General features: G+C 68.5%; 23 protein-coding genes. 7 read left to right on the forward strand and 16 right to left on the reverse strand.

The features are described 5' to 3' along the window. Positions 1 to 91 precede the first annotated feature (91 nt). A complete protein-coding gene (locus RZE77_RS07680) occupies positions 92 to 304 on the forward strand; it encodes a hypothetical protein (protein WP_012746693.1) in 213 nt (70 codons plus the stop codon). Positions 305 to 310: 6 nt separating this feature from the next. Here the strand turns inward: RZE77_RS07680 and RZE77_RS07685 are convergent, their stop codons facing one another. The 8 genes from RZE77_RS07685 to RZE77_RS07720 all read right to left on the reverse strand — a co-directional run bounded on the left by RZE77_RS07685 (position 311) and on the right by RZE77_RS07720 (position 10,242). Further along, positions 311 to 1,765, reverse strand: coding sequence for an N-acyl-D-amino-acid deacylase family protein (locus RZE77_RS07685; protein ID WP_319441347.1), 1,455 nt, complete (start codon positions 1,763 to 1,765; stop codon positions 311 to 313). Between the two features lie 319 nt (positions 1,766 to 2,084). Continuing rightward, the gene (locus RZE77_RS07690) at positions 2,085 to 3,083 is read right to left on the reverse strand and encodes an ABC transporter ATP-binding protein (protein ID WP_319441348.1); all 999 of its coding nucleotides are present in this window, start codon (positions 3,081 to 3,083) and stop codon (positions 2,085 to 2,087) included. Further along, complete coding sequence (locus tag RZE77_RS07695) at positions 3,080 to 4,108, reverse strand: ABC transporter ATP-binding protein (protein WP_319441349.1); 1,029 nt, start codon at positions 4,106 to 4,108, stop codon at positions 3,080 to 3,082. The genes RZE77_RS07690 and RZE77_RS07695 overlap by 4 nt, the downstream gene beginning before the upstream one ends. A gap of 8 nt (positions 4,109 to 4,116) precedes the next feature. Then, positions 4,117 to 5,004, reverse strand: coding sequence for an ABC transporter permease (locus RZE77_RS07700; protein WP_319441350.1), 888 nt, complete (start codon positions 5,002 to 5,004; stop codon positions 4,117 to 4,119). 26 nt (positions 5,005 to 5,030) lie between these two features. Continuing rightward, positions 5,031 to 5,966 (reverse strand): ABC transporter permease, encoded by a 936-nt coding sequence (locus tag RZE77_RS07705; RefSeq protein ID WP_012746698.1) that lies wholly within the window; start codon positions 5,964 to 5,966, stop codon positions 5,031 to 5,033. Between the two features lie 21 nt (positions 5,967 to 5,987). After that, the gene (locus RZE77_RS07710) at positions 5,988 to 7,565 is read right to left on the reverse strand and encodes an ABC transporter substrate-binding protein (protein WP_319442318.1); all 1,578 of its coding nucleotides are present in this window, start codon (positions 7,563 to 7,565) and stop codon (positions 5,988 to 5,990) included. A gap of 31 nt (positions 7,566 to 7,596) precedes the next feature. Then, positions 7,597 to 9,048 (reverse strand): M81 family metallopeptidase, encoded by a 1,452-nt coding sequence (locus RZE77_RS07715; protein WP_319441351.1) that lies wholly within the window; start codon positions 9,046 to 9,048, stop codon positions 7,597 to 7,599. Positions 9,049 to 9,081: 33 nt separating this feature from the next. Further along, complete coding sequence (locus tag RZE77_RS07720) at positions 9,082 to 10,242, reverse strand: NAD(P)/FAD-dependent oxidoreductase (protein ID WP_319441352.1); 1,161 nt, start codon at positions 10,240 to 10,242, stop codon at positions 9,082 to 9,084. 203 nt (positions 10,243 to 10,445) lie between these two features. Between RZE77_RS07720 and RZE77_RS07725 the strand changes: the two genes are divergently transcribed. The 3 genes from RZE77_RS07725 to RZE77_RS07735 all read left to right on the forward strand — a co-directional run bounded on the left by RZE77_RS07725 (position 10,446) and on the right by RZE77_RS07735 (position 13,199). Then, positions 10,446 to 11,165, forward strand: a complete 720-nt coding sequence (locus RZE77_RS07725; RefSeq protein ID WP_319441353.1) for a helix-turn-helix domain-containing protein — start codon at positions 10,446 to 10,448, stop codon at positions 11,163 to 11,165. 13 nt (positions 11,166 to 11,178) lie between these two features. Continuing rightward, the gene (locus tag RZE77_RS07730; protein WP_319441354.1) at positions 11,179 to 11,817 is read left to right on the forward strand and encodes a class I SAM-dependent methyltransferase; all 639 of its coding nucleotides are present in this window, start codon (positions 11,179 to 11,181) and stop codon (positions 11,815 to 11,817) included. Positions 11,818 to 11,927: 110 nt separating this feature from the next. Beyond that, positions 11,928 to 13,199 (forward strand): glutamate carboxypeptidase, encoded by a 1,272-nt coding sequence (locus RZE77_RS07735; protein WP_319441355.1) that lies wholly within the window; start codon positions 11,928 to 11,930, stop codon positions 13,197 to 13,199. A 21-nt stretch (positions 13,200 to 13,220) separates the two neighbouring features. Here the strand turns inward: RZE77_RS07735 and RZE77_RS07740 are convergent, their stop codons facing one another. The 8 genes from RZE77_RS07740 to RZE77_RS07775 form a co-directional block, all read right to left on the reverse strand. Then, the gene (locus tag RZE77_RS07740; protein ID WP_319441356.1) at positions 13,221 to 15,119 is read right to left on the reverse strand and encodes a DUF3300 domain-containing protein; all 1,899 of its coding nucleotides are present in this window, start codon (positions 15,117 to 15,119) and stop codon (positions 13,221 to 13,223) included. Between the two features lie 158 nt (positions 15,120 to 15,277). Beyond that, complete coding sequence (locus RZE77_RS07745; RefSeq protein WP_319441357.1) at positions 15,278 to 15,919, reverse strand: DUF3299 domain-containing protein; 642 nt, start codon at positions 15,917 to 15,919, stop codon at positions 15,278 to 15,280. Between the two features lie 3 nt (positions 15,920 to 15,922). Beyond that, positions 15,923 to 17,185: an ABC transporter permease gene (locus RZE77_RS07750; protein ID WP_319441358.1), complete on the reverse strand. Its 1,263-nt coding sequence runs from the start codon at positions 17,183 to 17,185 to the stop codon at positions 15,923 to 15,925. A gap of 1 nt (position 17,186) precedes the next feature. Then, entirely contained in the window at positions 17,187 to 17,936 is a 750-nt protein-coding gene (locus RZE77_RS07755; RefSeq protein WP_319441359.1) for an ABC transporter ATP-binding protein, read from the reverse strand. A gap of 4 nt (positions 17,937 to 17,940) precedes the next feature. Further along, a complete protein-coding gene (locus tag RZE77_RS07760) occupies positions 17,941 to 18,519 on the reverse strand; it encodes a DUF2796 domain-containing protein (RefSeq protein WP_319441360.1) in 579 nt (192 codons plus the stop codon). After that, a complete protein-coding gene (locus RZE77_RS07765) occupies positions 18,516 to 19,424 on the reverse strand; it encodes a sulfurtransferase (RefSeq protein WP_319441361.1) in 909 nt (302 codons plus the stop codon). Before RZE77_RS07765 ends, RZE77_RS07760 begins: the two co-directional genes overlap by 4 nt. A 38-nt stretch (positions 19,425 to 19,462) precedes the next feature. Continuing rightward, a complete protein-coding gene (locus RZE77_RS07770) occupies positions 19,463 to 20,380 on the reverse strand; it encodes a DMT family transporter (RefSeq protein WP_319442319.1) in 918 nt (305 codons plus the stop codon). 28 nt (positions 20,381 to 20,408) lie between these two features. Then, positions 20,409 to 21,551: an aromatic ring-hydroxylating oxygenase subunit alpha gene (locus RZE77_RS07775; protein ID WP_145741716.1), complete on the reverse strand. Its 1,143-nt coding sequence runs from the start codon at positions 21,549 to 21,551 to the stop codon at positions 20,409 to 20,411. A gap of 213 nt (positions 21,552 to 21,764) precedes the next feature. Here RZE77_RS07775 and xseB point away from each other — a divergent pair, with 213 nt between their 5' ends. From xseB to dxs, 3 genes are read left to right on the forward strand one after another with little or no spacing between them, the layout of a single operon-like run. Then, on the forward strand, positions 21,765 to 22,031 hold the full coding sequence (gene xseB / locus RZE77_RS07780; RefSeq protein ID WP_319441362.1) for an exodeoxyribonuclease VII small subunit: 267 nt from the start codon (positions 21,765 to 21,767) through the stop codon (positions 22,029 to 22,031). Further along, positions 22,028 to 22,945 (forward strand): polyprenyl synthetase family protein, encoded by a 918-nt coding sequence (locus tag RZE77_RS07785; protein ID WP_319441363.1) that lies wholly within the window; start codon positions 22,028 to 22,030, stop codon positions 22,943 to 22,945. Before xseB ends, RZE77_RS07785 begins: the two co-directional genes overlap by 4 nt. A 38-nt stretch (positions 22,946 to 22,983) precedes the next feature. Continuing rightward, a complete protein-coding gene (gene dxs, locus RZE77_RS07790; protein ID WP_319442320.1) occupies positions 22,984 to 24,840 on the forward strand; it encodes a 1-deoxy-D-xylulose-5-phosphate synthase in 1,857 nt (618 codons plus the stop codon). The last annotated feature ends 70 nt before the right edge of the window (positions 24,841 to 24,910 follow it).

The raw sequence follows: 24,910 nt of genomic DNA on the forward strand, positions 1-24,910 counted from the left end.
CCGACACCGACGCCGCGCTCCAGGTGAACCGGAATGGCCGAAACAGGCGCACTATAGGGGCTCGTTCCGTATTCAGCCTGAGGAGCCGATCATGATTCACGTCGACGCCACCGCGCGTTCCGCCTCGTCGTCCGACGAAGACGACGACAACACGCCAGCCGACGACTTCGAGGAGACCGACAGCGAAATCTCCGACGACCTGTCGGAGGAAACCGGCATCGATCTCACCGATGCGAGCGAGCTCGACGCCGACAACGTTCCGGCCGACGAGGAGTTCGACCGCGTGATGAACGCCCCCGACTGATCTCCGTCAGGCCGCCGCGTCGCGCCGCGTGATCACCTGCCCGTTGCGTGCGCCGCTGTGCGCGCCGTGCTGCCAGGTGACGGCGCCGTTCACGATCACCGCATCGATGCCTTCGGCCGGCTGCGTCGGCGACGCGTAGCTGGCCGTGTCGCGCACCGCCTGGGCATCGAAGACCACCACGTCCGCATGGTGGCCCGGTTTCAGCGCGCCGCGCTCGTGCAGCCCGAAGTTGCGCGCGGTGAGCCCGGTCATCTTCCACACCGCCGTCTCCAGCGGAAACAGGCCGACGTCGCGGCTGTAGTGGCCCAGCACGCGCGGGAAGGTGCCCCAGAGCCGCGGATGCGGCTTCTCGCCGAGCGGAATGCCGTCGGAGCCGATCATGGTGTCCTCGAAGGCGAGGATGCGCTGCACGTCGTCCTCGTCCATCATGAAATAGATCGCGCTGCCGGGCGAAAGCCGCTTCGCCGCCTCTTCGCCGGACACGCCCCATTCGGCCGCGATGTCCTTCAGGTCGCGCCCGGCGCATTCGGGGTGCGGCACGCTCGATGCAATCAGCACGCGGCCGTCGATCATGCCGCGGTCGGTGCGGATCATGGTGGAGCCTGCGGTGTAGGGATAGCAGTCGAGCCCGATGCACTGGTGGCGCATCGCTTCCTTGATGAAGGGCAGCGTGACCTTGCTCTTGCCGAAGTTCTGCGCGTTCTGCACCTTGTGGTGCGACACCACCACGGGGATGCCGAGCGCGCGGCCGATGTGGAAGGTTTCTTCGAGCGACTCCATCACGCGGTCCGCTTCGTCGCGCATGTGTGTCACGTAGAGGGCCTTGCGCGCGCTGAGCGGGCGGGCGACCTCGATGATCTCCTCGGTCGTCGCCTTGACGGCCGGCGGATAGAAGGTGCCGGTCGACAGGCCGATCGCGCCGGCCTGCATCGCTTCCTCGACCAGCGCCTGCATCGCGGCGATCTCGGCGTCGTTGGCAGGGCGGTCGAGGTCGGACATGACCACGGCGCGCAGGGTCGAATGCCCGACCATCGCGGCCACGTTCACGGACGATGGCGTGGCGCGCAGCGCATCGAGGTAGGCCGCGAAGCTCGTGAAGCGGCCCTCGGCCGGCGACTCGAGCAGGCTCAGCGGCATCGGCAGCTCCATGTCCTCGCGCAGCGGCGCGGCGCTGATACCGCAGTTGCCCGCAATGACGGTGGTCACGCCCTGCGACACCTTGAACGGCATCTGCGCCTGCGACAGCACGGCCTGGTCGTCGTGCGTGTGCGAGTCGATGAAGCCCGGCGCGACGATGCGGCCGGTGGCGTCGAGCGTCCGGTCGGCGGTGTGGCCTGCGAGATTGCCGATGGCGGCGATGCGGCCGCGGGCGATGCCCACGTCGGCCTCGAAGCGCGGCGCCTTGGTGCCGTCGATCACGGTGCCGCCGCGGATCAGCAGGTCGTAGTGGGGTTCGTTCATGTGTCGGTCCTTTCGGGTGTTATTTCTTTTGAGCTCTTGTTCAGGGCGTGTGCACAGGCCACCGGGTACTCCCCTCCGCGAATGTCCCCCGGCCTGCGGCCTCCTCCTTTATTTCGCTGCGGGGAGCACCCGATGCCCTGTGCACTGGGCACGCTCGTGGTGTACCGCTGATCAACCAGTGCTCTGATTACGCTCCCGCTGATGGGGTGCCTTGCGCAGCGAAATCAAGGGGGAGGCCGCAGGCCGGAGGACATTCGCGGAGCAAGGTACCCCGTCGGCGGGAGCGACGCCCTGAACAAGCGGCATCCAAGTCTTCACCTCAGCGAAAGTGGCAAGCCACCCAATGCCCGCCATTGGAAGACGACGGCCGTTCCGTCAGATCGGGCACCTGTTCCTTGCACACCGCCTGCGCCATCGGGCAGCGCGTGTGGAAGCGGCAGCCCGAAGGCGGATTGGCCGGGCTCGGCGGGTCGCCCTGCAGCAGCATGCGGCGCGCCGGTGTGCGCGGGTTGGGCACGGGCACGGCCGAGAGAAGGATCTCGGTGTACGGGTGCAGCGGCGCGGAGAAGAGCGTGTTCCGGTCGGCGATCTCGACGATGTGGCCGAGGTACATCACGGCCACGCGGTGGCTGATGTGGCGCACCACGGCAAGGTCGTGCGCGACGAACAGGTAGGCAATGCCGAACTCGGCCTGCAGGTCCATCAGCAGGTTCACCACCTGCGCCTGCACCGACACGTCGAGCGCGGACACCGGCTCGTCGCAGACGATCAGCTTGGGGTTGAGCGCCAGCGCGCGCGCAATGCCCAGACGCTGCCGCTGGCCGCCCGAGAACTCGTGCGGAAACTTCTTCGCCGCCTCGGGCCTGAGGCCCACGCGCGAGAACAGCCACTGCACGCGTTCGCGCCGCTCGGCCGCCGTGCCCGCACCGAAGCTGCTGAAGTTGCGCATCGGCTCGGCCACGATGTCGCCGGCCGTGAGGCGCGGGTTGAGCGAGGCATAAGGGTCCTGGAAGATGATCTGCAACTGGCGCCGGCGCAGCCGCATCTCGTTGGCAGAGAGCGTCAGCAGTTCCTCGCCTTCGAGCTGTACCGAGCCCGAGGTCGGCTCGACCAGCCGCATCACCGACTTGGCGGTGGTCGTCTTGCCGCAGCCCGATTCGCCGACCAGCGACAGCGTTTCGCCGCGCGCCACCGAGAACGAGACGCCATCGACCGCCTGGATCGCCGGCCTGGCCGGCCGCAGCCAGCGCTTGGGCGAGATGTAGTGCTTGCGCAGGTTGCGCACCTGGAGCAGCGGGGCTGCGGTTGTCGTGGTCATGCGCTCACCTCGCCGGCATCGGCCCATTGTTCTTCGACGGCGAAGCAGGCCACCACGTGGTCGCCACCTTGTTGCGTGAGCTGCGGCGTCTCGGCGCGGCAGCGCTCGCGCGCCTGGCTGCAGCGCGCCGCAAAGGCGCAGCCGCGGCCCAGCTCGTGCGCGGCCGGCACCAGTCCCGGGATCTCGGCCAGCCGCGTGCTCGCGGTGTTCATCGACGGCATCGAGGCCATCAGCGCGCGCGTGTAGGGGTGCAGCGGCCGGTCGAACAGGTCGACCACGTCGGCCTCTTCCACCTTCTTGCCGGCATACATCACGACCACGCGGTCGCAGCTCTCGGCCACCACGCCGAGGTCGTGCGTGATCATCACCACGCCCATGCCGAGCTCTTTCTGCAGCCGCTTGATGAGGTCGAGGATCTGCGCCTGGATCGTCACGTCGAGCGCGGTGGTGGGTTCGTCGGCAATCAGCACCTCGGGGTTGCAGGCCAGGGCCAGCGCGATCATCACGCGCTGGCGCATGCCGCCAGAGAGCTGGTGCGGATACTCGTTCACGCGCCGCTCGGGCTCGGGGATCTGCACCACGCGCAGCATCTCGACCGCGCGCTGCAGCGCGTCGGCGCGGCTGGCCTTCTGGTGCAGCTGCACCGTCTCGGCGATCTGCCGGCCCACGGTGAGCACCGGGTTCAGCGAGGTCATCGGCTCCTGGAAGATCATCGAGATGCGGTTGCCGCGGATTTGCCGCATCTCGCGTTCGCTGAGCTGCATCAGGTCGGTGCCGCGCAGGCGCACGGCACCCGTGTGGCGGCCCGGCGGCGTGGGCACCAGCCGCAGGATCGAGAGGGCGGTCACGCTCTTGCCGCAGCCCGATTCGCCGACCACGCCGAGCGTGCGGCCCGCGCGCACGGTGTACGAAACGCCATCGACCGAGCGCACCACGCCGGCCAGCGTATGGAAATGAGTGCGCAGGTTGTCGACTTCGAGCAGGGGCTCGCCGGGCGCGAGCGCAAGGTGGGACCTGGGTGCCATGGATGGCCTCACAGCTGCCGCGCCAGGCGCGGGTCGAGCGCGTCGCGCAGGCCGTCGCCCAGCAGGTTGATCGCCAGCACCGTGGCCGCCAGCAGCAGGCCCGGGTACAGGATGATGTGGAACGCCACCGCCACGAAGTTGCGGCCCTCGGCCATCATGTTGCCCCAGCTCGGCGTCTGCGCCGGCACGCCCACGCCAAGGAAGGAGAGCGCCGCTTCGGTCAGCACGGCGGCCGCGGCCACGAATGTCGATTGCACGATCAGCGGCGCCACCATGTTGGGCAACACGTGGCGCAGCAGGATCACCGGCAGCCGCGTGCCGACCGCATGCGCGGCCTCGACATACAACTGCTCGCGCAGGGTGAGCGCGAGCGAGCGCACCAGCCGCACCACGCGCGGGATCTCCGGCACCGTGATGGCGACGATCACCGTCGTGAGGCTGGCACGCGTCACCGCCATGAGCGCAATGGCCAGCAGGATGCCGGGAATGGCCATGAGCCCGTCCATCACGCGCATCACCGGCCCGTCGGCCCAGCGCACGAAGCCCGCGAAAAGGCCGATCAGCACGCCGAAGAAAGTGGCGAGCAGCGCGACCGAGGCGCCCACGATCATCGACACCTGACCGCCCCACACGGCGCGGCTGAACACGTCGCGGCCGAGCGCGTCGGTGCCGAACAGGTGCTCGGCCGAGGGCGGCTGCATGCGCGCGAGCGGATCGATGTCCTGCGGATCGAAGGTGGCGATCCAGGGCGCGCAGATGGAGACGGCGGCCACTACAACCAGCAGCAGCCCGCCGACGATCAGCGTCGGATGCTTGCGCACCCAGCGCCAGCGCGGCGGCGCGAAGGGCGCTTCGTCGGCCACGGCAATGGCAACGGGCGGTGGAAGTTCACTCATCGGAAGTACGGTGGACATGAGTTCATCTAGTACGTGATGCGCGGATCGAACAAGCGGTAGCTCAGGTCGATCAGCAGGTTGATCAGCACGTACACGCCGGCCGACAGCAGCAGCACGCTCTGGATCACCGGATAGTCGTGGCGCTGCACCGAATCGATCACGAGGCGGCCCACGCCCGGAATGGCGAACACCGTCTCCGTCACCACCACGCCACCGATCAGGAGCGCGATGCCCACGCCCACCGTGGTGGCGATGGGAATGGCCGCGTTGCGCAGCGCATGGCCCAGCACCGGCAGCACGCCCAGGCCCTTGGCGCGCGCGGTGCGGATGTAGTCTTCATGCAGCACCTCGAGCACGGTGGCGCGCGTCATGCGCGTGACGAGCGCGATGTACACCAGCGCCAGGTTCACGCAGGGCAGCACCAGGCCGCGCAGCCACTGGCCGGGGCTGTCGGAGAAGCGAACGTAGCCCTGCACCGGAAACCACGGCAGCTGGATCGCGAAGGCGTAGATCAGCAGGTAGCCCACCAGGAACACCGGCACCGAGAACGCGAGCACCGCGAACAGCATCACGAGCCGGTCGATCCAGCTGCCCGCGCGGTAGGCCGCGAGCGTGCCCAGCGGCACCGCGAGCACCAGCGTGAGCGCCATGGTCAGCACCGCGATCGACACCGTGGGCTCCAGCCGCTGCGCGAGCAGCTGCGCCACCGGCACCTGCGTGAAGATCGAGGTGCCGAGGTCGCCCGTGAAGAGCTTGCCGAGCCAGATCGCGAACTGCTGCCACAGCGGCAGGTTCAGGCCCAGTGCGGCGCGCAGCTTCTCGATGTCTTCGACGGAGGCCAGGTCGCCCGCGATCAGCGCCGCCGGGTCGCCGGGCGACAGGTGGATCAGCAGGAACACCACCACCGCCACCACTGCCATCACGGGCAGCGTCGAGAGAAATCGCCTGAGGATGTAGCCCATGGTGCTGCCGTGCGATGCCGCTTACTTGTCGAGCATCCAGACCGTCGGCATGCCGGCCCAGAGCTTGTCGGTGCCCTTGAGGCTGGCGCGGGCGGCAAACGCGGCCGTGTACTGGCCCGCGTTGATGTAGGGCACTGTTTCGTAGGCACGGGCCTGGAAGGCGTCGAGGATCTCGCGGCGCTTGGCCGGCACGGTTTCCTTCAGCCAGGCGTTGCGCAGCTCGTCGAGCGGCTTGTCGCAGGGCCAGCCGGGCAGGGTGTTGCCGCAGGCCGCGCTCAGGTAGGCGTTGGTGATGGGGGAGTTGACGTCGAACTCGCCCGCCACGGTGACGTACATGTTCCAGCCACCGGCCTCCGGCGCATCGCGCTTGGCGCGGCGCGCGCCGATGGAGGCCCAGTCCATGGTTTGCGCATCGACGTTCATGCCGATGCTGCGCATGGTCTGCGCGGCCATCAGCGCTTCGGCGTTGAGGTAGGTGACGTCGCTCGGCACCAGGATGGTGACCTTCTCGCCCTTGTAGCCCGCGTCCGCGAGCATCTTCCTGGCCTTGGCCACGTCGGCCTTGCGGTAGGGCTCGGCGCCCGCGGCGGTGTCGTTGGGGCTGCCGCAGATGAAGAAGGTCTGGCAGTAGGCCATGCGCATGTCCAGCGGATAGCCCATGGCCGCAACGATGCGTTCCTGGCTCACGGCCTGCAGCAGCGCCTGGCGCACCTTCGGGTTGTTGAAGGGCGGCAGCAGGTGGTTCATGACCAGGAAGCCCTGGTAGGTGCCACCCGACCCGATCTTCACGCCGGGGTCGGTGCGCAGCGGCGCGATGTAGTCGGGCGGGACCTGCTCCACCAGGTCGACCTCGCCGCGCTTGAGCGCCGCAATGGCGCTGTTGGCGTCGGGCAGGTAGAGCCATTCGACGCGGTCGAAGCTGGTCTTCTTGCTGCCGGCCAGGCCGCTCGGCGCTTCGCTGCGCGGCACGTAGTTGGGGTTGCGCACGAACACGGTCTTGTTGCCCGGCACCCATTCGTCGCGCTTGAAGATGAAGGGGCCCGAGCCGATGACCTCGGGCAGCGGCGCCGTGGCGGGCATCTTCGCGAGCCGCTCGGGCAGGATCACGGGCGGAAAGCTCGAGGGCTTGGCCAGGCCCTCGAGCACCAGGCCGAAGGGCTCGGCGAGCGTGAGCGTGAAGGTGCGCGCATCCACCGCCTTCCACTCGGCGCCGCCCGCCACCATGGCGCGGCCGATGCTGTCGCGCGCGGCCCAGCGCTGCAGCGAGGCAATGGCATCGGCCGAGGTCACGGCGGCGCCGTCGGAGAACTTCAGGCCCGGGCGCAGCGTGAAGCTCCACTGCTTGCCGTCCTTGGAGGAGGTGTACTTCTCGGCCATCTGCGGCTGCGGCTTGCCGTTCGCATCCTGCGCGAACAGCGTGTCGTAGACCATGTAGCCGAAGTTGCGCGAGATGTAGGCCGTGGTGAAGGTCGGGTCGAGGATCTTCAGGTCGGCATGCGCCACCACCTTGAGCGTCTTGGGCGGCGTCTGGGCGAGCGCCGGCAGGCACGCGGCCGAAAGCGCCAGGGTGGCAAGGGCGGCAAGCGTTCGTCGTTTCATCATCGGTTCTCCGGTGGGGCAATAAACAGGATCAGGCGGCAACTCCGATGGGCCACTTGGGAAGGCGGGCTTTTCGGTAGGGCAGGGTGTTGAGGTCGAGCGTCACGGCGCCCGGCGCGCCGGCGTAGATCACGTGCTTCGCGACCTTCGAGTACGAGGCATAGAAGTGCTGCGACGACTTCACCACGACGATCTTCTTGGCCGCGAGGTCGCATCCGAGTTGGGTGAACAGGTCGGTGCCCATGGCCTGGTTGCGCAGCGTGATCAGCACGATCTCGATGCCGTTGGCCTCGACCAGCGCGCTGTCGCCCATGAGCGTGGGCGTGCCCGCGAGGCCCGTCATCACCAAGTCGTGCTTGAGCGCCTTCACGGTGCAGTCGAGGTCGATCGGGTCGCCCGAGAGCGGGCTGATCTTGCCGCCGATGCGCATCGCGAGCTTGGCGCCCACGCCCGCATCGAAGGCAATGCGCACCGCGATCGGGTCCCACATCGGGCCGATGGCCGCGTTCGTGATGCCGCGCTCGACCATGCGGCGCAGGATGAAGGTGGAGTCGCTGGCTGCGCCGCCGCCGGGGTTGTCGGCGCCGTCGGACAGCACCACCGGGCCGCCGTCGAAGGCCAGTGCCTGGTCGAGCGAGGCGTCGATGCCGGGGTAGTCGATGGCGAGCCCGTCGCGCATGGCGATGACTTCGTCGGCAAGCTGGCGGGCCAGCGCATCGGCCTTGGCCTGGTCGCCGTCGGTGTAGACAAGTACCTTGGTGCCCATCTCGGGCACGTCGCCCCACGAGAAGCCGTGCGTGAGCGAGATCGACAGCACGCCGTCCTTGCCTTCGAGCGACTGCATGCGCTCGACGAAGCCGCGCGCAGGTTCGCGCGAGGTGTGCACGGTGACGATCATGTCGCAGTCGACCACCGCGGCCACCGGCTTCACCTTGCCTTCGGCCATGGCGGCGCAGATGTCCACCAGCTCCAGCCCGCGCTCGAGCACGTCGGTGTGCGGATATTCCTTGAACGAGATCATCAGGTCGGCGTTGTCGACCATCTGGGGCGTGAGGTGGTTGTGCGGATCGAGCTCCGCGCCGACCACCACGCCGGGCCCGACGATCTGCCGCACGCGCGCGAGCAGGTCGCCCTCGCAGTCGTCGTAGCCATCGGCCACCATCGCGCCGTGCAGCCCGAGCAGCACCATGTCGACCGGCAGCACCGCACGCAGGTCGGCCAGCAGCTCGTCGCGCAGCGTTTCGTAGGCGTGGCGCGTGGTGGTGCCGCTGGGCTGCGCGCCGGCCACCATGCCCTCGAACAGCTCCCAGCCGCGGTCGGCGCCGCGCATGCGTGCGGCCCACAGCGGGCCCGAGAACAGCGTCATCGCATCCGGGTGCTGGCCGGCCGGAAAGTAGCCGCGGTCCTTGAAGGAGGCAAGGCCGGTCGGCATCGGGCCGAAGGTGTTGGTTTCGGTGGCCAGGGAGGCGCTGAAGACACGCATGGGTTTGTCTCTGTGGTTGTGGGAGTGTTCGTGTCAGCCGGCGGCGGCCGTGCGCAGCCGCTTCGGCCCGAGCATCTCGGCCGTGAGGCCGAAGCCCGCGATGCGTTCGGGCAGCGGCAGCCCGCGCGCCAGCGCGGCGCAGGCTTCGCCCATGGCCGCCGAGGTCTGGATGCCGTAGCCGCCCTGCGCCGCAACCCAGAAGAAGCCCGGTGCGTCGGGATCGAAGCCGCCCACCAGGTCGCCGTCGGCCACGAAGGAGCGCAGGCCGGCCCAGGTGCGCGCGGGCCGGCGGATGGCGAGCGTGGTCGCTTCCTCGATGCGGTGGATCGCGAAGGCGATGTCCAGCTCCTCGGGCTGCACGTCCTGCGGCTCGACCAGGTCGGCATTGGCCGGCGAGCCGAGCAGCATGCCGGCATCGGGCTTGATGTACCAGCCTTCGTCGGCGCCGAACACCATGGGCCAGTGCGCGACGCTGCTGCCTTCGGGCGGCGCGAAGACGAAGGCCGAGCGCCGACGCGGCTCGATGCCGATGGGCTGCACGCCCGCCATCTGCGCGATGGTGTCGACCCAGGCTCCCGCGGCGTTGAGCAGCACCGGCGCTTCGTACACGGCGGCGCCGGCCGTCACGCGCCAGCGCTCGCCGATGCGTTCGATGGCCGTCACGCCGGCATCGCACACCAGCCTGCCGCCGGCCTGCCGCATGCCGCGCAGGTAGCCCTGGTGGATGGCGTGCACGTCCATGTCGGCGGCGTCGGGCTCGTAGACGGCGCCGGCCACCTGCTCGGGCCTGAGCGCAGGCACCATCGCGAGCGCTTCTTCGCTGCCCAGGCGCGTGGCGCCGGTGTTCATGGCGCGCAGCACGTTCCAGTGGGCTTCGAGCTCCGGCAGGTGCTCGGTGCTCGCGACCATCATCGCGCCGCGCGGCGTGAGCAGCGGGTGTTCGGAAAAGCCTTCGGGTGGGTGCTCGAGAAAGGCGCGGCTCGCCATGGTGAGAGCGCGCACCTGCGCGGTGCCATAGCTTTCCATGAAGAGCGCGGCCGAGCGGCCGGTGGAGTGGTAGCCCGGCTGGGCTTCGCGTTCGAGCAGGATCACGCGGGCATGCGGCGCGAGCCAGTGGGCCACCGAAGCCCCGGCAATGCCGCCGCCAATCACAAGGTAGTCGGCCACCGTGGGCGCTGGAGAGTTTGCAGTCATCGGCGAAAAGTGTAGGTAGAAATTTGCGGATACGCAAATAAAATAGAAGGCACCAAGGGGAAACCATGGTGCACCGCATCGGTGAAATTTGCGCGAACGCAATTTGCGCATACGCAAATTCCGGGCCCGCGTCATCCGGGCCGCCATGGATGGCGCGGCACCGGGCTGGCAGAATTGCGCTGCATCACAAGAGAAAGCCAAGCGTGAATCCACACACAGGGACCAAGCCGGGAACAAGGCCGAAGGACGAGGCGCCCACGCTCGACCGCACCACCTTCGGACATCGCCTGCGCGCCGCGCGCAAGCGCTTCGGCTGGACGCTGGCGCAGCTGGCCGAGCGATCGGGCGTGTCGATCACCACCATCTCGCGCGCCGAGCGCGGCCAGCTCGCGCTGGGCTACGAGAACTTCACCGCGCTCGGCCGTGCGCTGGAGATGGACATGAACGCCATGTTCGCGGGCGCCGGCGTCAAGCCCGCGCAGTTCGACGGGCCGGTGGTCACGCGCGCCGGCAAGGGCGTGGTGTACCGCGGCCTCTCGATCGCCTACGAGTTTCTCGGCACCACGGCAGCCGGCAAGCAGATGAGCCCCATCGTGGGCACGGTGCATGCGCGGCGCATCCATGGGCCGGAAGACTTCGTGCGACATGCGGGCGAGGAGTTCGCCTATGTGCTGTCGGGCGAGATCGAGGTGCACTTCGAGAACGGCGAAGTGGTGCGCATGGCGCGCGGCGATTCGCTGTATTTCGACAGCCGGCTCGGCCACGCGTATATCAGCGTGAGCCGGCAGCTCGCGCGAATCGTCGGCATGACCATCGGCGAGAGCGGGCACATGCAGTCCGCGCGCGAGGCGCCTGCGCTGAAGGCGCCGGCGCGCAAGGCCGCGCCCGCGAAGAAGAAAACGCCGGCGCACCGCAAGGGCTGAAAGGCTGCCCGCCATGAGCCTGGCGAGCGACGCCGCGTTCTGGGACCGGACTGCGCGCAGGTACGCGAGGAGCCCAATCGCGGACCCGGCCGGGTTCGAGCACACGCTGGAGCGGACCCGTGCGCTGCTGGAGCCGGACGCCAGCGTGCTGGAACTGGGCTGTGGAACGGGGACGGCGGCGCTCAGGATCGCGGGCCATGTGCGGCAATATGTTGCGACGGATCTCTCCGCGGGAATGATCGCGATCGCCAACGAGAGGCACGCCGCCGCGCCGGTCCCGGCGCTTGTCTTCCGCACGGCAACCGCCGAGGCGCTCATGCAGGAAGCCGCGCGCTTCGATGTCGTCCTGGGGTTCGACTATCTCCATCTGGTGCGCGACCTGCCCGGCACGCTGCGCTGCATCCACGCCCTGCTTGGGGCGCAGGGATTGTTCATTTCCAGGACGCCCTGTGTCCGGGACATGAATCCGCTCGTCCGGCTTGCCTTGCTGCCCGCCATGCGCGCGATCGGCAAGGCGCCCCATGCCGGAGTCTTTGGGGCGCAGGACCTGAGCCGGCACATGGATGCCGCGGGTTTCGATGTTCTTGCCATTGAAAGCCACGCGACGAAGGGCAAGGACGATTGCCCTTGCATCGTGGCTCGCAAGAGGTGATGTGATCGGTGGCGTTGCACGCGCGGCCTGATGTCGCGGAGGCGTACCGATGCCCTGCATCGGACCGCTATGCTGGCGCCCGCGACTCACTCCATGAAAAGAGAACTCACATGACCATGCGCTCTTCGCCTTTCTTCACCCTGCGTTCCGTTGCACTGGGCTGCGGCCTGGCCCTCGGTGCGGCCGTCGCGGCGCACGCCGCGCCCGACGCAAAGCTGCTCGCCGCCGCCGAAAAGGCCCAGCCCGCGGTGATCGAGAGCCTCAAGGAGATGGTGCAGATCGAATCGGGCAGCCTGAATGTCGACGGCCTGCTCAAGATGGCCGATGCGGTAGAGGCGCGGCTCAAGTCCGCGGGGTTCAAGGTCGAGCGGCGCAAGGCCACGGCCGGCGCGGGCGCCGACATCGTCATCGGCACCCTCAAGGGCACGGGCAAGCGCAGGATCATGCTGCAGGGCCACATGGACACGGTGTACGCCGCCGGCATCCTGGGCAGCCAGCCCTACAAGGTCGATGGCAACCGCATCTACGGACCGGGCATCGCGGACGACAAGGGCGGGCTCGCGGTCATGATGGCTTCGCTGAAGATCCTGGCCGATGCGGGCTGGCGCGACTACGACACGCTCACGGTGCTCATGAACCCCGACGAAGAGGTGGGCTCGGTCGGCTCCGGCGAGCTCATCGCGACCATGGCCGATCAGCACGACACGGTGCTGTCCTTCGAACCGACCGCCGCCAAGTCGGTGGCCAAGGGCGAATCGCTGCTGCTGGGCGCGGCAGGCATCGCGCAGGCCACGCTCGAAGTGAAGGGCCGGGCATCGCATGCGGGTGCAGCACCCGAACTGGGTCGCAACGCCCTGTACGAGCTGTCGTACCAGTTGCTGCAGACCCGGGACGTGGCGAAGGACATCCCCGGGGTCGCACTCAACTGGACCGTGGCGCGCGCCACCGGTCCGATCAACCAGATCACCGAGAAGGCGCAGGCACTCGGCGACATCCGCATCACGCAGCCCGGCGCCGAGAAGAAGCTGGAGGCTGCATTGCAGGCGAAGCTCGCGAGCGGCAAGCTGGTGCCTGACACCGAGACCACGCTCAAGGTGGAGGTGGGCCGCCCGGCTTTTGTGGCGGGCGAGAAGGGCCGCGCACTGGCCGAGAAGGCCCGGGCCATCTACCAGGAAATCGATCGCGAACTCGCGCTCACGCCAATGACTGGCGGCGGCACCGACGCGGGCTATGCGGGCCGTTCGGGCAAGGCCACGGTGGTCGAGAGCTTCGGCCTGGCGGGCTTCGGCTATCACGCACGCGACGAATACATCGAGGTCGACTCGATCGTGCCGCGCCTTTATCTTGTCACTCGGCTGCTGACGGAAATCGGCAAGCAGTAGCGGGCCTCGCGGCGGCGGCCCTCAGGGCTGGTCCTTGGGAGGTTCGCCGGGGCGGCCGGGCGGGCGGCGATGGGCCGCTGCTGCTGCGGCGGCCGCGTGCTGCTGGGCCTGTTGCTGCTGCTGGCGGATTTGCTGCGCCTGCTGCGCTTGCTGCTGAGCCTGTTGCTGTTGGCGTTGCTGCTGCTGTTGTTGCATCGCCTGCTGCCGTTGTTGTTGCTGTTGCTGTTGCTGGCGCGCCGCTTGCGCCTGTTGTTGCTGCCGCTGCAATTGCTCTTGATGCTGCTGTTGTCGGGCCTGTTGCTGCGCCTGCTGTCGTTGCACCTGTTGCTGTTGCGCCTGCTGCTGCTGGAGTACGCGGGCCTGTTGCTGGGCTTGCTGCTGCTGCATCTGCTGGCGCCGTGATTGCTCCTGCTGCGCCGATTGCCTTTGTTGCTGGCGCTCCTGCATGGCCTGTTGCTGTTGCGCCTGGCTGGCGGCGCGCGCCTGCTGCTGTTGCTGCTGGGCCGCCTGCTGCCGCCGTGCCTGGTCCTGCTGCTGTTGTTGAAGCAAGGCCTGCGGCGCTTGCGGGGGCGTGTTGCGCGCCTGTTGCCGCGCCAGTCGCTCCTGCTGTTGTGCCTGTTGCCGTGCCTGTTGCTGCGCCTGCTGTGCTTGCTGGCGCTGCAACCGGTCTTGCTGCTGTTGCTGCTGAAGGCGTGCCTGCCGCTCCTGCTGTTCCTGCTGGCGCTGGCGGGCCTGCAGCTGCTGGGCTTGTTGTGCGGCTTGCTGCTGCTCCTGCTGCTGGCGCATGAAGGCTTGCTGCTGCCGTGCCTGCTGCTCCCGTTGCTGTTGCTGTTGCTGTGCGAACTGGGCGTTCTGCGGCGGGGGCAGGCCCGGCGCGTTGTTGTTGTAGACGTTGCGCACGTTGTTGACCACGGTCGTCGAGCGCGAGATGTAGGTGCTGTTGTTGTAGACCACCGCGGGCCGCGCATAGGCCGGCTGCACCGCGCGGTCGCGGTCGCGATCCCGGTAACGCGGCGCGCCCCAGTTCACGTCCCATGAACGCCAGCCCCAGTCGTGCCGTTCGAGTGCGGCGCCCACCACCACGCCGAGTCCGAAGGTGAATGCGCCGGCCGCCGCCACCTGTCCGCGGCTGTAGCCGGGCGCAACCTCGACCGGCGGGGTGTACGCATAGCCGGGGTACACGGGCACGGGTTCGCCGTAGATGCTCTGCGGGTCGTAGCTCGGCACGTAGACGACGTCGGGACGCGCGGGCTCGATGGTGATGAACTGCGGCGGCGGCTCGACCACGGCAGGGCCTGCATAGACGGGCTGCATGTCCGGCGCCGGCGCGTAGTTGCGCGGCGTGGCGGCGCTGGCCACGCGCAGCTTGTCGTTGTTCTTGAGCCGGCCCGCCGCCGAGGCGCGCTGGCGCATGACCTGGATCGCGTTCATCACGTCGGCCGGATCGTTGTAGTAGGCCTGTCCGAGCGCTTCGGTCCATGCGATGTTGCCGGCCATCTGGTCGAGCACCGGGCGGAATGCGGTGAGCGACTTCACGCTCGGGTCCCAGGGCTGCTGGTTGGCCGCGTCGGCGAGCGGACCGCCCTTGAGCGTTGCGTTCTGCGCGAGCCAGCCGTGCGCGGCGGTGACCTGGTCGGGATAGGTGGCGCCGGCCAGCACCTGCGCCACCAGCTTGTCGGGGTACAGCGCAATGGGAGCGACCAGCTGGTAGAGCTGCTCGGCCGACGGCGGCGTGTAGGCCGCTGGCGCGGGAGCGGCCGGTGCGGGTGCCGGCGCGGCGGCCGCTGGAGGTGCGGGCGCAGGTGCCGGGGCCGAAGGCGTGCTGTCGGTCTTGTTGCAGCCGGCGATGGCGAGCGCGCCGATGCACAGCGAGATCGTCAGGAGTCGCGCGACCGGCGTGCGGCGCAGTGATGTTGTCATCTGGAGTTCCTATGGGCGCACAGTGGTCGCGCCCTCGAAACTCTTCAACGGCGCGCCGCTTGTGGCGATGACGCCAGCCTGCATCGTCGATGCAACGGTCTGTGTCGGTGTTGCGCCGCCTGCGCTGTCGGCGCAGAACCACAAGCGCCGGAGGCGCTCTACTTGGCGCCGCCCGTGTACTTGCTGACGCTCGTCGCGTTCACGTGGTAGCCGCTCACGCCCATCATCGAATCGTTGCGCAGGGTCTGCAGCTTGCCGGTGACCCACACGGTGTCCATGGCGCGGAACTTGGCGCCCTTGGGCGTGACCACGTGCAGGATCTGGTTGGCCGGCGGCGGTGGCGTGTGGATGCAGGCGCCGAAGTAGGGCACGAGCAGGAACTCGGTCACTTCGCCCTTCGCTTCCTCGAGCGGCACGATGAAGCCCGGGATCTTGATGTCCGCGCCGTTCATGGCCGGGTTGGTCGGCGCGTTGTTCGACACTTCCTGCATCTTCATGAGCAGCTCGTTGGCGCGCGGGTCGCCGTCGTTGAGCGCGCTCAGGTCGATGCCCTTGAATTCCTTGGCCGGGTCCCAGTCCTTGGGCACGAGCTCTTCCCAGGTGATCTGGCGCGGCTGGCCCGGCGGGGCCTTGGCCGCGGCGGCAGGCGGTGCGGCCTTGCCGCCGAGCGGGTTCGATGCGGTCGTGTCCTTGGGCGCCGGATCGGCGGCCCATGTGGCGGCGGCAAGGCCGGCGCCAGCCAGCAGCATCGAAAGCCGCGTGAAGGCGTTGATCGTGGAGTTCTTCTTCGCGATGCGCATGGTTTAAATCCTCGGGGAAAGGCCGTCGGCAAGAGAGAGCCGATAGGCCCGGATGCCGGGCAAGAGGCTCGCCAGCCAGCCCGCGACCAGCAGGCTCGCCATCAGCAGCCATTCGTTCAGTGTAGGTGGCGAAAGGCTCAACGTCAGCCCGAACTGCGCCTGCAGCCATGGCGCGAGCAGGGCGATGCCGAGCACCGCCATCACCACGCCGAAGGCCACGCCCAGCACGGTGACCATGGCGCCCTCGAGCGCGAGCAGCGCCAGCACATGGCGCAGGCCGGCGCCCACGGCGCGCAGCACGGCCAGCTCGCGCCGCCTTTCGTTCAGCCCCGCCATCACCACGGACACCAGCCCCGCAAGGCTCACCAGCGCCACCAGCGCCGACATCAGCAGCAGCGCGTTCTCGCCGATGCCGATCACGCTCCACAGCTCGTCGAGCGCCACGCCGGGCAGGATGGCCATCAGCGGCTCGCCGGTGTAGGTGGAAATCCAGCGCTGCACGCCGAACACGGCAGAGCGGTTCTGCAGGCCCACGAGCGCGGCCGTCACGTTCTTGGGCGTGAGGTCGAACTTGCGCACCTGTTCGGCCGGGATCTTGACGCCCGGCATCGGCGCGCCGCCCACCCATTCGAGGTGGATGGCTTCCATGGCTTCGAGGCCGATGTGCACCGTGCGGTCGACCGGCGTGCCGGTGCGCGCGAGCACGCCCACCACGGTGAAGGGTTTGTCGGCATGCTCGGCCGCGTTGAGTTCGCCGCTTCCGTGCGCCAGCGTGATTTTCTGGCCGACGTGGTAGCCGAGCTTGTCGGCCACCTCGGCGCCCACCACCGCATCGAACAGCGCGCTGAAGGGCTTGCCCTCGCGCAGCGCGAGCGACTGGCGGTTGCCGTAGCGAAAGCGTGTGAAGTATTCGGGCGAGGTGGCGAGCACCGCGAAGCCGCGATGCGAATCGCCGAGCGAAAGCGGCACCACCCATTCGACGCCGCGGTGCGCGGCCAGGGCCTGCACGCTCTTCCAGGAAATGTTGTTGGTGGCCGCGCCGATGCGGAACACCGAGTACAGCAGCAACTGCGTGGAGCCGGTGCGCGCACCCACGATCAGGTCGGTGCCCGAGACGGACGATGCGAAGTTCTCGCGCAGCTCGGTACGAATGCGCTCCACGCCGAGCAGGAGGAAGGTCGACAGCGCGATCGAGAACACCGTGAGCGCCAGCGTGAAGCGGCGGTTCCAGGCGCTGCGCCAGGCGATGGAAAAAAGCGCCTTCATCTCAGCTGTCCGCCGCCATGGCCGCCGGCGCCGCGCGGTTGATCTCGGGCAGCAGCACATGCCGCGCAAAGCGCTGCGCGATGCGCTGGTCGTGGCTCACGAACACGAGCGCGCTGTTGTTCACGGCGCAGGCCGTCAGCAGCACGTCGAGGAAGGCTTCGCGCCGGTCTTCGTCGAGCGCCGAGGTGGGTTCGTCGGCAATCACCACCTCGGGCTGGCCGATGAGTGCGCGCGCGGCGGCCACGCGCTGCTGCTGGCCCACGGAGAGCTGCATCGCCTGGCGCTTCCACAGGTTGCGGTCGAGCCCCATTTGCTCGAGCAGGTGCTCGGCCTCTTCGCGCGCACTGCCGCCGCGCGCGGCCTGGGACTCGCGCCGCTGCGAGAAGCGGCAGGGCAGCAGCACGTTGTCGAGCACGTTCAGGTAGGGCAGCAGGTTGAACTGCTGGAAGATGTAGCCAACGTGCGCAACGCGGCAGCGGTCGCGTGCGGCGCCCGAGAGCTGCGACCAGTCGTGCCCCAGCAGCGTGACACGGCCTTCGTCCGCCACCAGCACGCCGGCCAAAAGCGAGAGCAGCGTGCTCTTGCCGCAGCCGCTCGGCCCGTGCAGGAAGACCGCCTCGCCCGCGGTGATGCGCAAGGCCTCGATGTCGATGCAAGGCTTTTGCATGCCGGGCCACGAGAAGCGCAACCCTTCGGCGGCGAGCACCACGCGCAGCGGCGGCGCGGCCTCGCCCTGGGGGACGGTGCTCACAGTGTCACTTGCCCAGGTTCAGGCGAACGGGCTGGGCGGCTTGCGCGCCGGCCGGGCGCTTGAGCTGGCGCTTGAACTGGCCTTGGGCGGATGCAATCTGCGAATCGATCTGGCGCGTGCCCTTGAAGGCGGAGAAAAGATTCACGTCGATGAACTTTGCCGCGGCCGCATTGGTGCAGTTGAACGAAAAGGTGGCGTCGAGGTCGGCATGGCCCGCGGGCTCGCTGGGGTCGGGGTTGCCGAGGCCCAGTGCGCTGGAGCGCAGTTCGACGGGGCCGAGCTTGCAGTTGGCGGCCGGGTCGATGGCAAAGAGCTTGTCGGCTGCGCGCAGCTGGGCGATGGCGTCTTCGGCGGTCTTCTTCTCGGCAGCGGTCTTGGGCGCGCGCTCGAAGCCGACGATGTTGTCGAGCGGGGACTCCATGTCGATCACGACCGTGGGTCCGTCGATCGCCACGTCGAGCTTGAGCTGCCCATGCACGTGCGCATGCTGCTGCTGCGCCTGCGCTGAAAGAAAGGGGGCGGCGAACAGTGCCGCGGCCAATGCGAAGCCGGATGAAATGCGTCGAAGTCGGATCTGTTTCATGGTTCTGCGCCTTGCCGGGTCGGCAGCCCCGGCGTGTTGCTCCATTCGCTCCAGCTGCCGGCATAGAGCGCTGTCGTCCCAAGGCCCGCGATCTGCATCGCGAGCAGGTTGGGCACAGCGCTCACGCCGCTGCCGCAATGGTGGACGACCGTCGCCGGATCGCGTCCCGCGAGCAGCGCTTCGAACTCGGCACGCAATTGCGATGCCGGCTTGAACTTGCCGTCGGGGCCGAGGTTCTCGGCGAAGGGCCGGTTCACAGCCCCGGGGATGTGACCCGCAATCGGGTCCAGAGGTTCCACCTCTCCGCGATAACGCGCAGCAGCACGCGCGTCGATCAGGTTCTGGTCAGGCTGGCCGAGCCGGCGCACCACGGCGTCGGTGGTCACGAGCTTCACCAGCGGCTCGCCCGTCACGAAGTTCGACTGGAAGTGCGCGGGCTCCTCGCGGCTCGTGACTTCGCCGCCTGCGGCCTGCCAGGCCTGCAGGCCGCCGTCGAGCACGGCCACCGCGTCGTGACCCATCCACTTGAGCATCCACCAGAGCCGGCCGCAATAGTTGGCGCCGTTGCGGTCGTACACCACGGCCTGCATGTCGTTGGAAAAGCCGATGCTCGACAGCCATGCCGCGAACTTCTCGCGGCTCGGCAGCGGATGGCGCCCGCCCGAGGCCGGCACGCCGTCTTCCTGCGCGACCACCACGTCGCCCTGGGCGCCCGGCACGCCGTGCTTCGCGCTCAGGTCGGTGTCGAGGTTCGCGTACACCGCGCCCGGAACGTGGGCGGCGGCATATTGCTGCGCGCCGGCTTCGGGCTTCATGAGATCGAAGCTGCAGTCGAAGACCATCAGGGGCGCGTCGCCGGCCTGCAGCTGCTGGAGTTGTTCGACGCTGACGAGGGTGGTGTACATGGCGGGGTTCCTTCGTTGTCGATGAGGGTCGATGCGGATCAGTGTTCTTCGGCCGGCGCCTTGGGCACTGCGCGCTGGCGCAGCACGGTGGCCGCGATGCCGCTCACGATGATGAGCGCCATGCCGGCCCAGCCGGCGGCGTCGATGCGGTCGTCGAACAGCACCACGCTGTACAACGCCGCAAAGATGATGCCGGAGTACTGCAGGTTGGCCACCACGAGCGTGCCGGCCTGCGTCTTGGCCGTGGCGTAGGCGCGCGTCATGCAAAGCTGCCCGAGGGCCGCCAAAAGGCCGATCGGCAGCAGCCACAGCGCATGCTGCCACGTCCAGGAATTTCCGCCCGAAAACCCCGTGGCGGCCGTGGCAAAGGCGCCCGCCACGGCGGAGCCCACCGCGAAATAGAACACCGTGCGCAGCTCCGGCTCGCCGATGCGCGACAGCGCCACCACCTGCATGTAGGCGAATGCGGCCGTGAGGCCCGACAGCAGGCCCAGCATTCCCGCGAAGCCGTCGCTGCCGCTGACCGTGGGCTTGAGCATCAGCACCACGCCGACAAAGCCGGCGAGCACCGTCAGCGCGAGCGTGCCCTGCAGCGGCGGCCGCTCGATGCGCCCGTCGCGCCCGGGCACCGGCACCCAGGCCAGCAGCGCGCCGCCGACCAGGAAGGCCGCGATCCACACGCTGCTCATGTAGTTGAGCGTGACGGCCGTGGCCAGCGGCATGTGGGCAATGGCATAGAACCACGCGCCCAGCGACACCACGCCGATGGTGCTGCGCCAGGCGTGCATGCCGGGGTAGCGGGTGGCCATGGAGACGCCGCGGTTGCGCGCCAGCAGCCACAGGAACACGATGCCGATCAGGCCGCGCCCGAGCACCATCTCGCCGCTGTTGAACCAGGCCGAGGCGATCTTCACGACCACGCTCATGGTGGCGAACAAAAAGGCGCCGAGCACCATCCAGAGCGCTTGCACTGTGTTCTTCAGCTCAGGCGTTGTTCTGCATTGCGCTGCGGTACCACTCGTGGAACTGCTGCATGCCGTCTTCCATCGGGCTCTGGTAGGGGCCGCTCTCGTCGTCGCCGCGCAGCATGAGCGCGCGGCGGCCGGCGTCCATGCGCTCGGCGATCTCGTCGTCCTCCACGCAGGTTTCCATGTAGGCGGCCTGCTGGGCCTCGACGAATTCGCGCTCGAAGGCCACGATTTCCTCGGGGTAGAAGAACTCCACCATGTTGAGCGTCTTGGTGGGGCTCACCGGATGCAGCGTCGACACCGTGAGCACATGCGGATACCACTCGATCATCACGTGCGGATAGTAGGTGAGCCAGATGGCGCCGTACTTGGGCGGCTTGCCCTCGCGGTACTTGAGCAGCTGCTCCTGCCACTTCTGGTAGATCGGGCTGCCCGCGCGGCCGAGCCGGTTGGCCACGCCCACGGTCTGCACCGAGAAGTTGCGGTTGAACTCCCAGCGCAGGTCGTCGCAGGTGACGAAGCTGCCCAGGCCCGGGTGGAACGGGCCGACATGGTAGTCCTCGAGGTAGACCTCGATGAAGGTCTTCCAGTTGTAGTTGCACTCGTGCAGCTCGACGCGGTCGAGCGCGTAGCCCGTGAAGTCGAGGTCGGCACGCGGGCCGAGTTCGGCCATGTCGGCCGCCACGTCGCGCCCTGCGCCATCGGGACCGCGCTCGAACAGCAGGCCGTTCCATTCGGTGAGCGGATAGTTGTGCAGGTTGAGGCAGGGGTCCTGCTGGAAGTGCGGCGCGCCGATCAGCGTGCCCGTGGTACGCGCGTCGCTTGCCGCATAGGTCCAGCGGTGCAGCGGGCACACGATGTTGCCGCCGGCCTGGCTGTCGAGCTGGCCGCGGCCTTGAAGAATGAGTGCCTGGCGGTGGCGGCACACGTTGGAGATGAGTTCCACGCCCTTGGGCGTGTGCACCAGTGCGCGGCCCTGGTGCTCCTGCGGCAGGGTGTGGAAGTTGCCGGGCTCGGGCACGGCCAGGCGGTGGCCCACATAGCGCGGGCCCTGCGCGAACAGCGTTTGCATCTCGCGCGCATAGAGCGACTCGTCGAAGTACGCGGAAACTGGAAGTTGGCTCGTGGCCTGCTGCAGTTGAAGACTTAAATCAGACATGGAGGACCTGACCAAGCTCCCCACAGGGAGAAAAAAAGAAAAGACGGAAGGCACCGTCTGGAAGGCGACGGCCCGAAGAGTTGTGCCGGGTTGGCCGGCATGGGAAGCCAGGATTGTACCCAAGGGGGCATCGCAGTGCCCGTGGCGCGCCGCATGCCGGCGGCCGTTTGCTTCCCCGTCCTAAAATGCGCGGTTTCACACTCGTTCGCTCGCATGCCCAAGGTCCCTTCCTCCGCCACGTCCAGCCCGGCCGCCGCGCCCGACACGGGGCCGTTGCCGGCCAGCTACGAAGCCGGGCTCCAGGAGTTGGAACAATTGGTTGCAGAACTCGAGTCGGGCCAATTGCCGCTCGACCAGCTGCTTGGCAGCTACCAGCGCGGCGCGGCGCTGCTTGCCTTCTGCCGCGAAAAGCTCCAGGCGGTCGAAGACCAGATCAAGGTGCTCGACGCGGGCAGCCTCAAGCCCTGGACCGCCGAATGAGCGCGGTTAACGTGGCCGACTGGGACGCCGCGCGCCTGGCCAGCTGGAGCGACCCGCACCTGGCGCGCGTCGAGGCGGCGCTGTCGCGCTGGGTCGGCGTCGATGCGCCGGTGCTGCTCGGCGATGCCATGCGCTATGCCGTGCTCGACGGCGGCAAGCGGTTGCGGCCGCTGCTGGTGCTGGCCGCGAGCGAAGCGGTCGGCGGCAATGCGGCCGCGGCGTTGCGCGCGGCCTGCGCAACCGAACTGATCCACGCCTATTCGCTGGTGCACGATGACCTGCCGAGCATGGATAACGACGTGCTGCGGCGTGGCAAGCCCACCGTGCACGTGAAGTTCGGCGAAGCCGACGCGCTGCTGGCCGGCGACGCCCTGCAGGCCCTGGCCTTCGAACTGCTGACACCCGACGGCGACGAGATTCCCGCATCGATCCAGGCCACGCTGTGCCGGCTGCTCGCGCGCGCCGCGGGCAGCCAGGGCATGGCGGGCGGACAGGCCATCGACCTGGCCAGCGTGGGCCTGGCGCTGAACGAAGCGCAGCTGCGCGAAATGCACCGCCTGAAGACCGGCGCGTTACTGCAGGGCAGCGTCGAGATGGGCGCGGCCTGCGCCGGCGCCGTGGCATCCAATGCGCTGGCCGCCCTGCGCGACTATGGCGCCGCCATCGGCCTGGCGTTCCAGGTGGTCGACGACATCCTCGATGTCACGGCCGATTCGCAGACCCTCGGCAAGACGGCCGGCAAGGATGCGGCCGCCGACAAGCCCACCTATGTTTCGCTGTGGGGCCTGGACGGTGCGCGTGCGCAGGCAGGGCAGCTGCTGGCCGAATCGCTCGCGGCGCTGGACCGCAGCGGCCTTGCCGACACCGCGGCCTTGCGCGCGCTGGCCCACATGGTCGTCGACCGCGACCGATGAACAACTCACAGATGGACAAGAAGACCCACGACGATCCCATGGCTGCGCTGCTTCCCACGCTTCACGATCCATCGCCGATCCGCCAGTTCGACCGCGCCCAGCTCAGGCAGCTGGCGGCCGAGGTGCGCGCCTGCGTGCTCGACAACGTTTCGCGCACCGGCGGCCACCTGAGCTCCAACCTCGGCACGGTCGAGCTCACGGTCGCGCTGCACCATGTGTTCAACACGCCGCACGACCGCCTGGTGTGGGACGTGGGCCACCAGACCTATCCGCACAAGATCCTCACGGGCCGGCGCGAGCGCATGCCCACGCTGCGGCAGATCGGCGGCATCTCGGGCTTTCCGCAGAGGAGCGAAAGCGAATACGACACCTTCGGCACCGCGCACTCGTCGACCAGCATCTCGGCCGCGCTCGGCATGGCGATGGCGGCCAAGCAGAAGGGCGAAGACCGCCATTCCGTGGCCATCATCGGCGACGGCGCGCTCACGGCCGGCATGGCCTTCGAGGCGCTCAACAATGCCGGCGTCTGTGACTGCAAGCTGCTGGTGATCCTGAACGACAACGACATGTCGATCAGCCCGCCCGTGGGCGCGCTCAACCGCTACCTTGCGCAGCTGATGAGCGGCAACTTCTACGCCGCGGCCAAGAACGTCGGCAAGAGCGTGCTGCGTGCTGCGCCGCCGCTGTTCGAGCTGGCCAAGCGCTTCGAGCAGCATGCCAAGGGCATGGTGGTGCCGGCCACGCTGTTCGAGCAGTTCGGCTTCAACTACGTCGGCCCCATCGACGGCCACGACCTCGATTCGCTGGTGCCCACGCTCGAGAACCTCAAGCACCTGGACGGCCCGCAGTTCCTGCACGTGGTCACCAAGAAGGGGCAGGGCTACAAGCTGGCCGAGGCCGACCCGGTGGCCTACCACGGGCCCGGCAAGTTTGATCCGCAGGTGGGGCTGGTCAAGCCCACCGCGGTGGCCAAGCAGACCTTCACGCAGGTCTTCGGCCAGTGGCTCTGCGACATGGCCGCGCACGACGGCCGGCTGGTGGGCATCACGCCGGCCATGCGCGAAGGCTCGGGGCTGGTCGAGTTCGAGCAGCGCTTTCCCGACCGCTACTACGACGTCGGCATTGCCGAGCAGCATGCCGTCACCTTCGCGGCGGGCCTCGCCTGCGAGGGCCTGAAGCCGGTGGTGGCGATCTACTCGACCTTCCTGCAGCGCGCCTATGACCAGCTGATCCACGACGTCGCGATCCAGAACCTGCCGGTGGTGTTCGCACTCGACCGCGCCGGCCTCGTGGGCGCCGACGGCGCCACGCACGCGGGCGCCTACGACATTCCGTTCCTGCGCTGCATTCCCAACATGAGCATTGCCTGCCCGGCCGACGAGCGCGAGTGCCGCCAGCTGCTGTCGAGCGCCTACGAGCAGAACCATCCGGTGGCCGTGCGCTATCCGCGCGGGGCCGGTGCCGGCGTGGTGCCGCATCTCGCGCTCGACGCGCTGCCGTTCGGCAAGGGCGAAGTGCGCCGCGAGGGCAAGCGCATCGCCATCCTCGCGTTCGGCACCCTGCTGTATCCGGCGCTCACGGCGGCCGAATCGCTCGATGCCACGGTGGTCAACATGCGCTGGGCCAAGCCGCTGGACGTCGAGCTGCTGCTGAAGGTGGCGGGCACGCATGACGCCATCGTCACGCTCGAAGAGGGCGCCGTCATGGGCGGCGCGGGCAGCGCGGTGCTCGAGGCGCTGCAGGCGGCCAATGTGCAAAAGCCGGTGCTGCAATTGGGCCTGCCCGACCGCTTCATCGAGCATGGCGATCCGGGCAAATTGCTCGCGTCGATCGGGCTCGATGCGGCTGGCATTACCGCCTCGATCACCAAGCGCTTCGGCGCCGCCGCAGGGTAAACCCCGGCCGGCCGCGTGTAAGCGCGTTTTTACAATAAGCAAGACTTATCGAAGTCCTCGACGCGGCCAC

It is taken from the genome of Variovorax sp. SPNA7, assembly GCF_033807855.1.
In the GTDB taxonomy this organism is placed as follows: domain Bacteria; phylum Pseudomonadota; class Gammaproteobacteria; order Burkholderiales; family Burkholderiaceae_C; genus Variovorax; species Variovorax beijingensis.

Bases quoted from the DNA above. Each gene is read 5' to 3' on its own strand.
- RZE77_RS07680 (WP_012746693.1), top strand. From the start codon at position 92: ATGATTCACGTCGACGCCACCGCGCGTTCCGCCTCGTCGTCCGACGAA.
- RZE77_RS07685 (WP_319441347.1), bottom strand. From the start codon at position 1,765: ATGAACGAACCCCACTACGACCTGCTGATCCGCGGCGGCACCGTGATC.
- RZE77_RS07690 (WP_319441348.1), bottom strand. From the start codon at position 3,083: ATGACCACGACAACCGCAGCCCCGCTGCTCCAGGTGCGCAACCTGCGC.
- RZE77_RS07695 (WP_319441349.1), bottom strand. From the start codon at position 4,108: ATGGCACCCAGGTCCCACCTTGCGCTCGCGCCCGGCGAGCCCCTGCTC.
- RZE77_RS07700 (WP_319441350.1), bottom strand. From the start codon at position 5,004: ATGAGTGAACTTCCACCGCCCGTTGCCATTGCCGTGGCCGACGAAGCG.
- RZE77_RS07705 (WP_012746698.1), bottom strand. From the start codon at position 5,966: ATGGGCTACATCCTCAGGCGATTTCTCTCGACGCTGCCCGTGATGGCA.
- RZE77_RS07710 (WP_319442318.1), bottom strand. From the start codon at position 7,565: ATGAAACGACGAACGCTTGCCGCCCTTGCCACCCTGGCGCTTTCGGCC.
- RZE77_RS07715 (WP_319441351.1), bottom strand. From the start codon at position 9,048: ATGCGTGTCTTCAGCGCCTCCCTGGCCACCGAAACCAACACCTTCGGC.
- RZE77_RS07720 (WP_319441352.1), bottom strand. From the start codon at position 10,242: ATGACTGCAAACTCTCCAGCGCCCACGGTGGCCGACTACCTTGTGATT.
- RZE77_RS07730 (WP_319441354.1), top strand. From the start codon at position 11,179: ATGAGCCTGGCGAGCGACGCCGCGTTCTGGGACCGGACTGCGCGCAGG.
- RZE77_RS07735 (WP_319441355.1), top strand. From the start codon at position 11,928: ATGACCATGCGCTCTTCGCCTTTCTTCACCCTGCGTTCCGTTGCACTG.
- RZE77_RS07740 (WP_319441356.1), bottom strand. From the start codon at position 15,119: ATGACAACATCACTGCGCCGCACGCCGGTCGCGCGACTCCTGACGATC.
- RZE77_RS07745 (WP_319441357.1), bottom strand. From the start codon at position 15,919: ATGCGCATCGCGAAGAAGAACTCCACGATCAACGCCTTCACGCGGCTT.
- RZE77_RS07750 (WP_319441358.1), bottom strand. From the start codon at position 17,185: ATGAAGGCGCTTTTTTCCATCGCCTGGCGCAGCGCCTGGAACCGCCGC.
- RZE77_RS07760 (WP_319441360.1), bottom strand. From the start codon at position 18,519: ATGAAACAGATCCGACTTCGACGCATTTCATCCGGCTTCGCATTGGCC.
- RZE77_RS07765 (WP_319441361.1), bottom strand. From the start codon at position 19,424: ATGTACACCACCCTCGTCAGCGTCGAACAACTCCAGCAGCTGCAGGCC.
- RZE77_RS07770 (WP_319442319.1), bottom strand. From the start codon at position 20,380: ATGGTGCTCGGCGCCTTTTTGTTCGCCACCATGAGCGTGGTCGTGAAG.
- RZE77_RS07775 (WP_145741716.1), bottom strand. From the start codon at position 21,551: ATGTCTGATTTAAGTCTTCAACTGCAGCAGGCCACGAGCCAACTTCCA.
- xseB (WP_319441362.1), top strand. From the start codon at position 21,765: ATGCCCAAGGTCCCTTCCTCCGCCACGTCCAGCCCGGCCGCCGCGCCC.
- RZE77_RS07785 (WP_319441363.1), top strand. From the start codon at position 22,028: ATGAGCGCGGTTAACGTGGCCGACTGGGACGCCGCGCGCCTGGCCAGC.
- dxs (WP_319442320.1), top strand. From the start codon at position 22,984: ATGGCTGCGCTGCTTCCCACGCTTCACGATCCATCGCCGATCCGCCAG.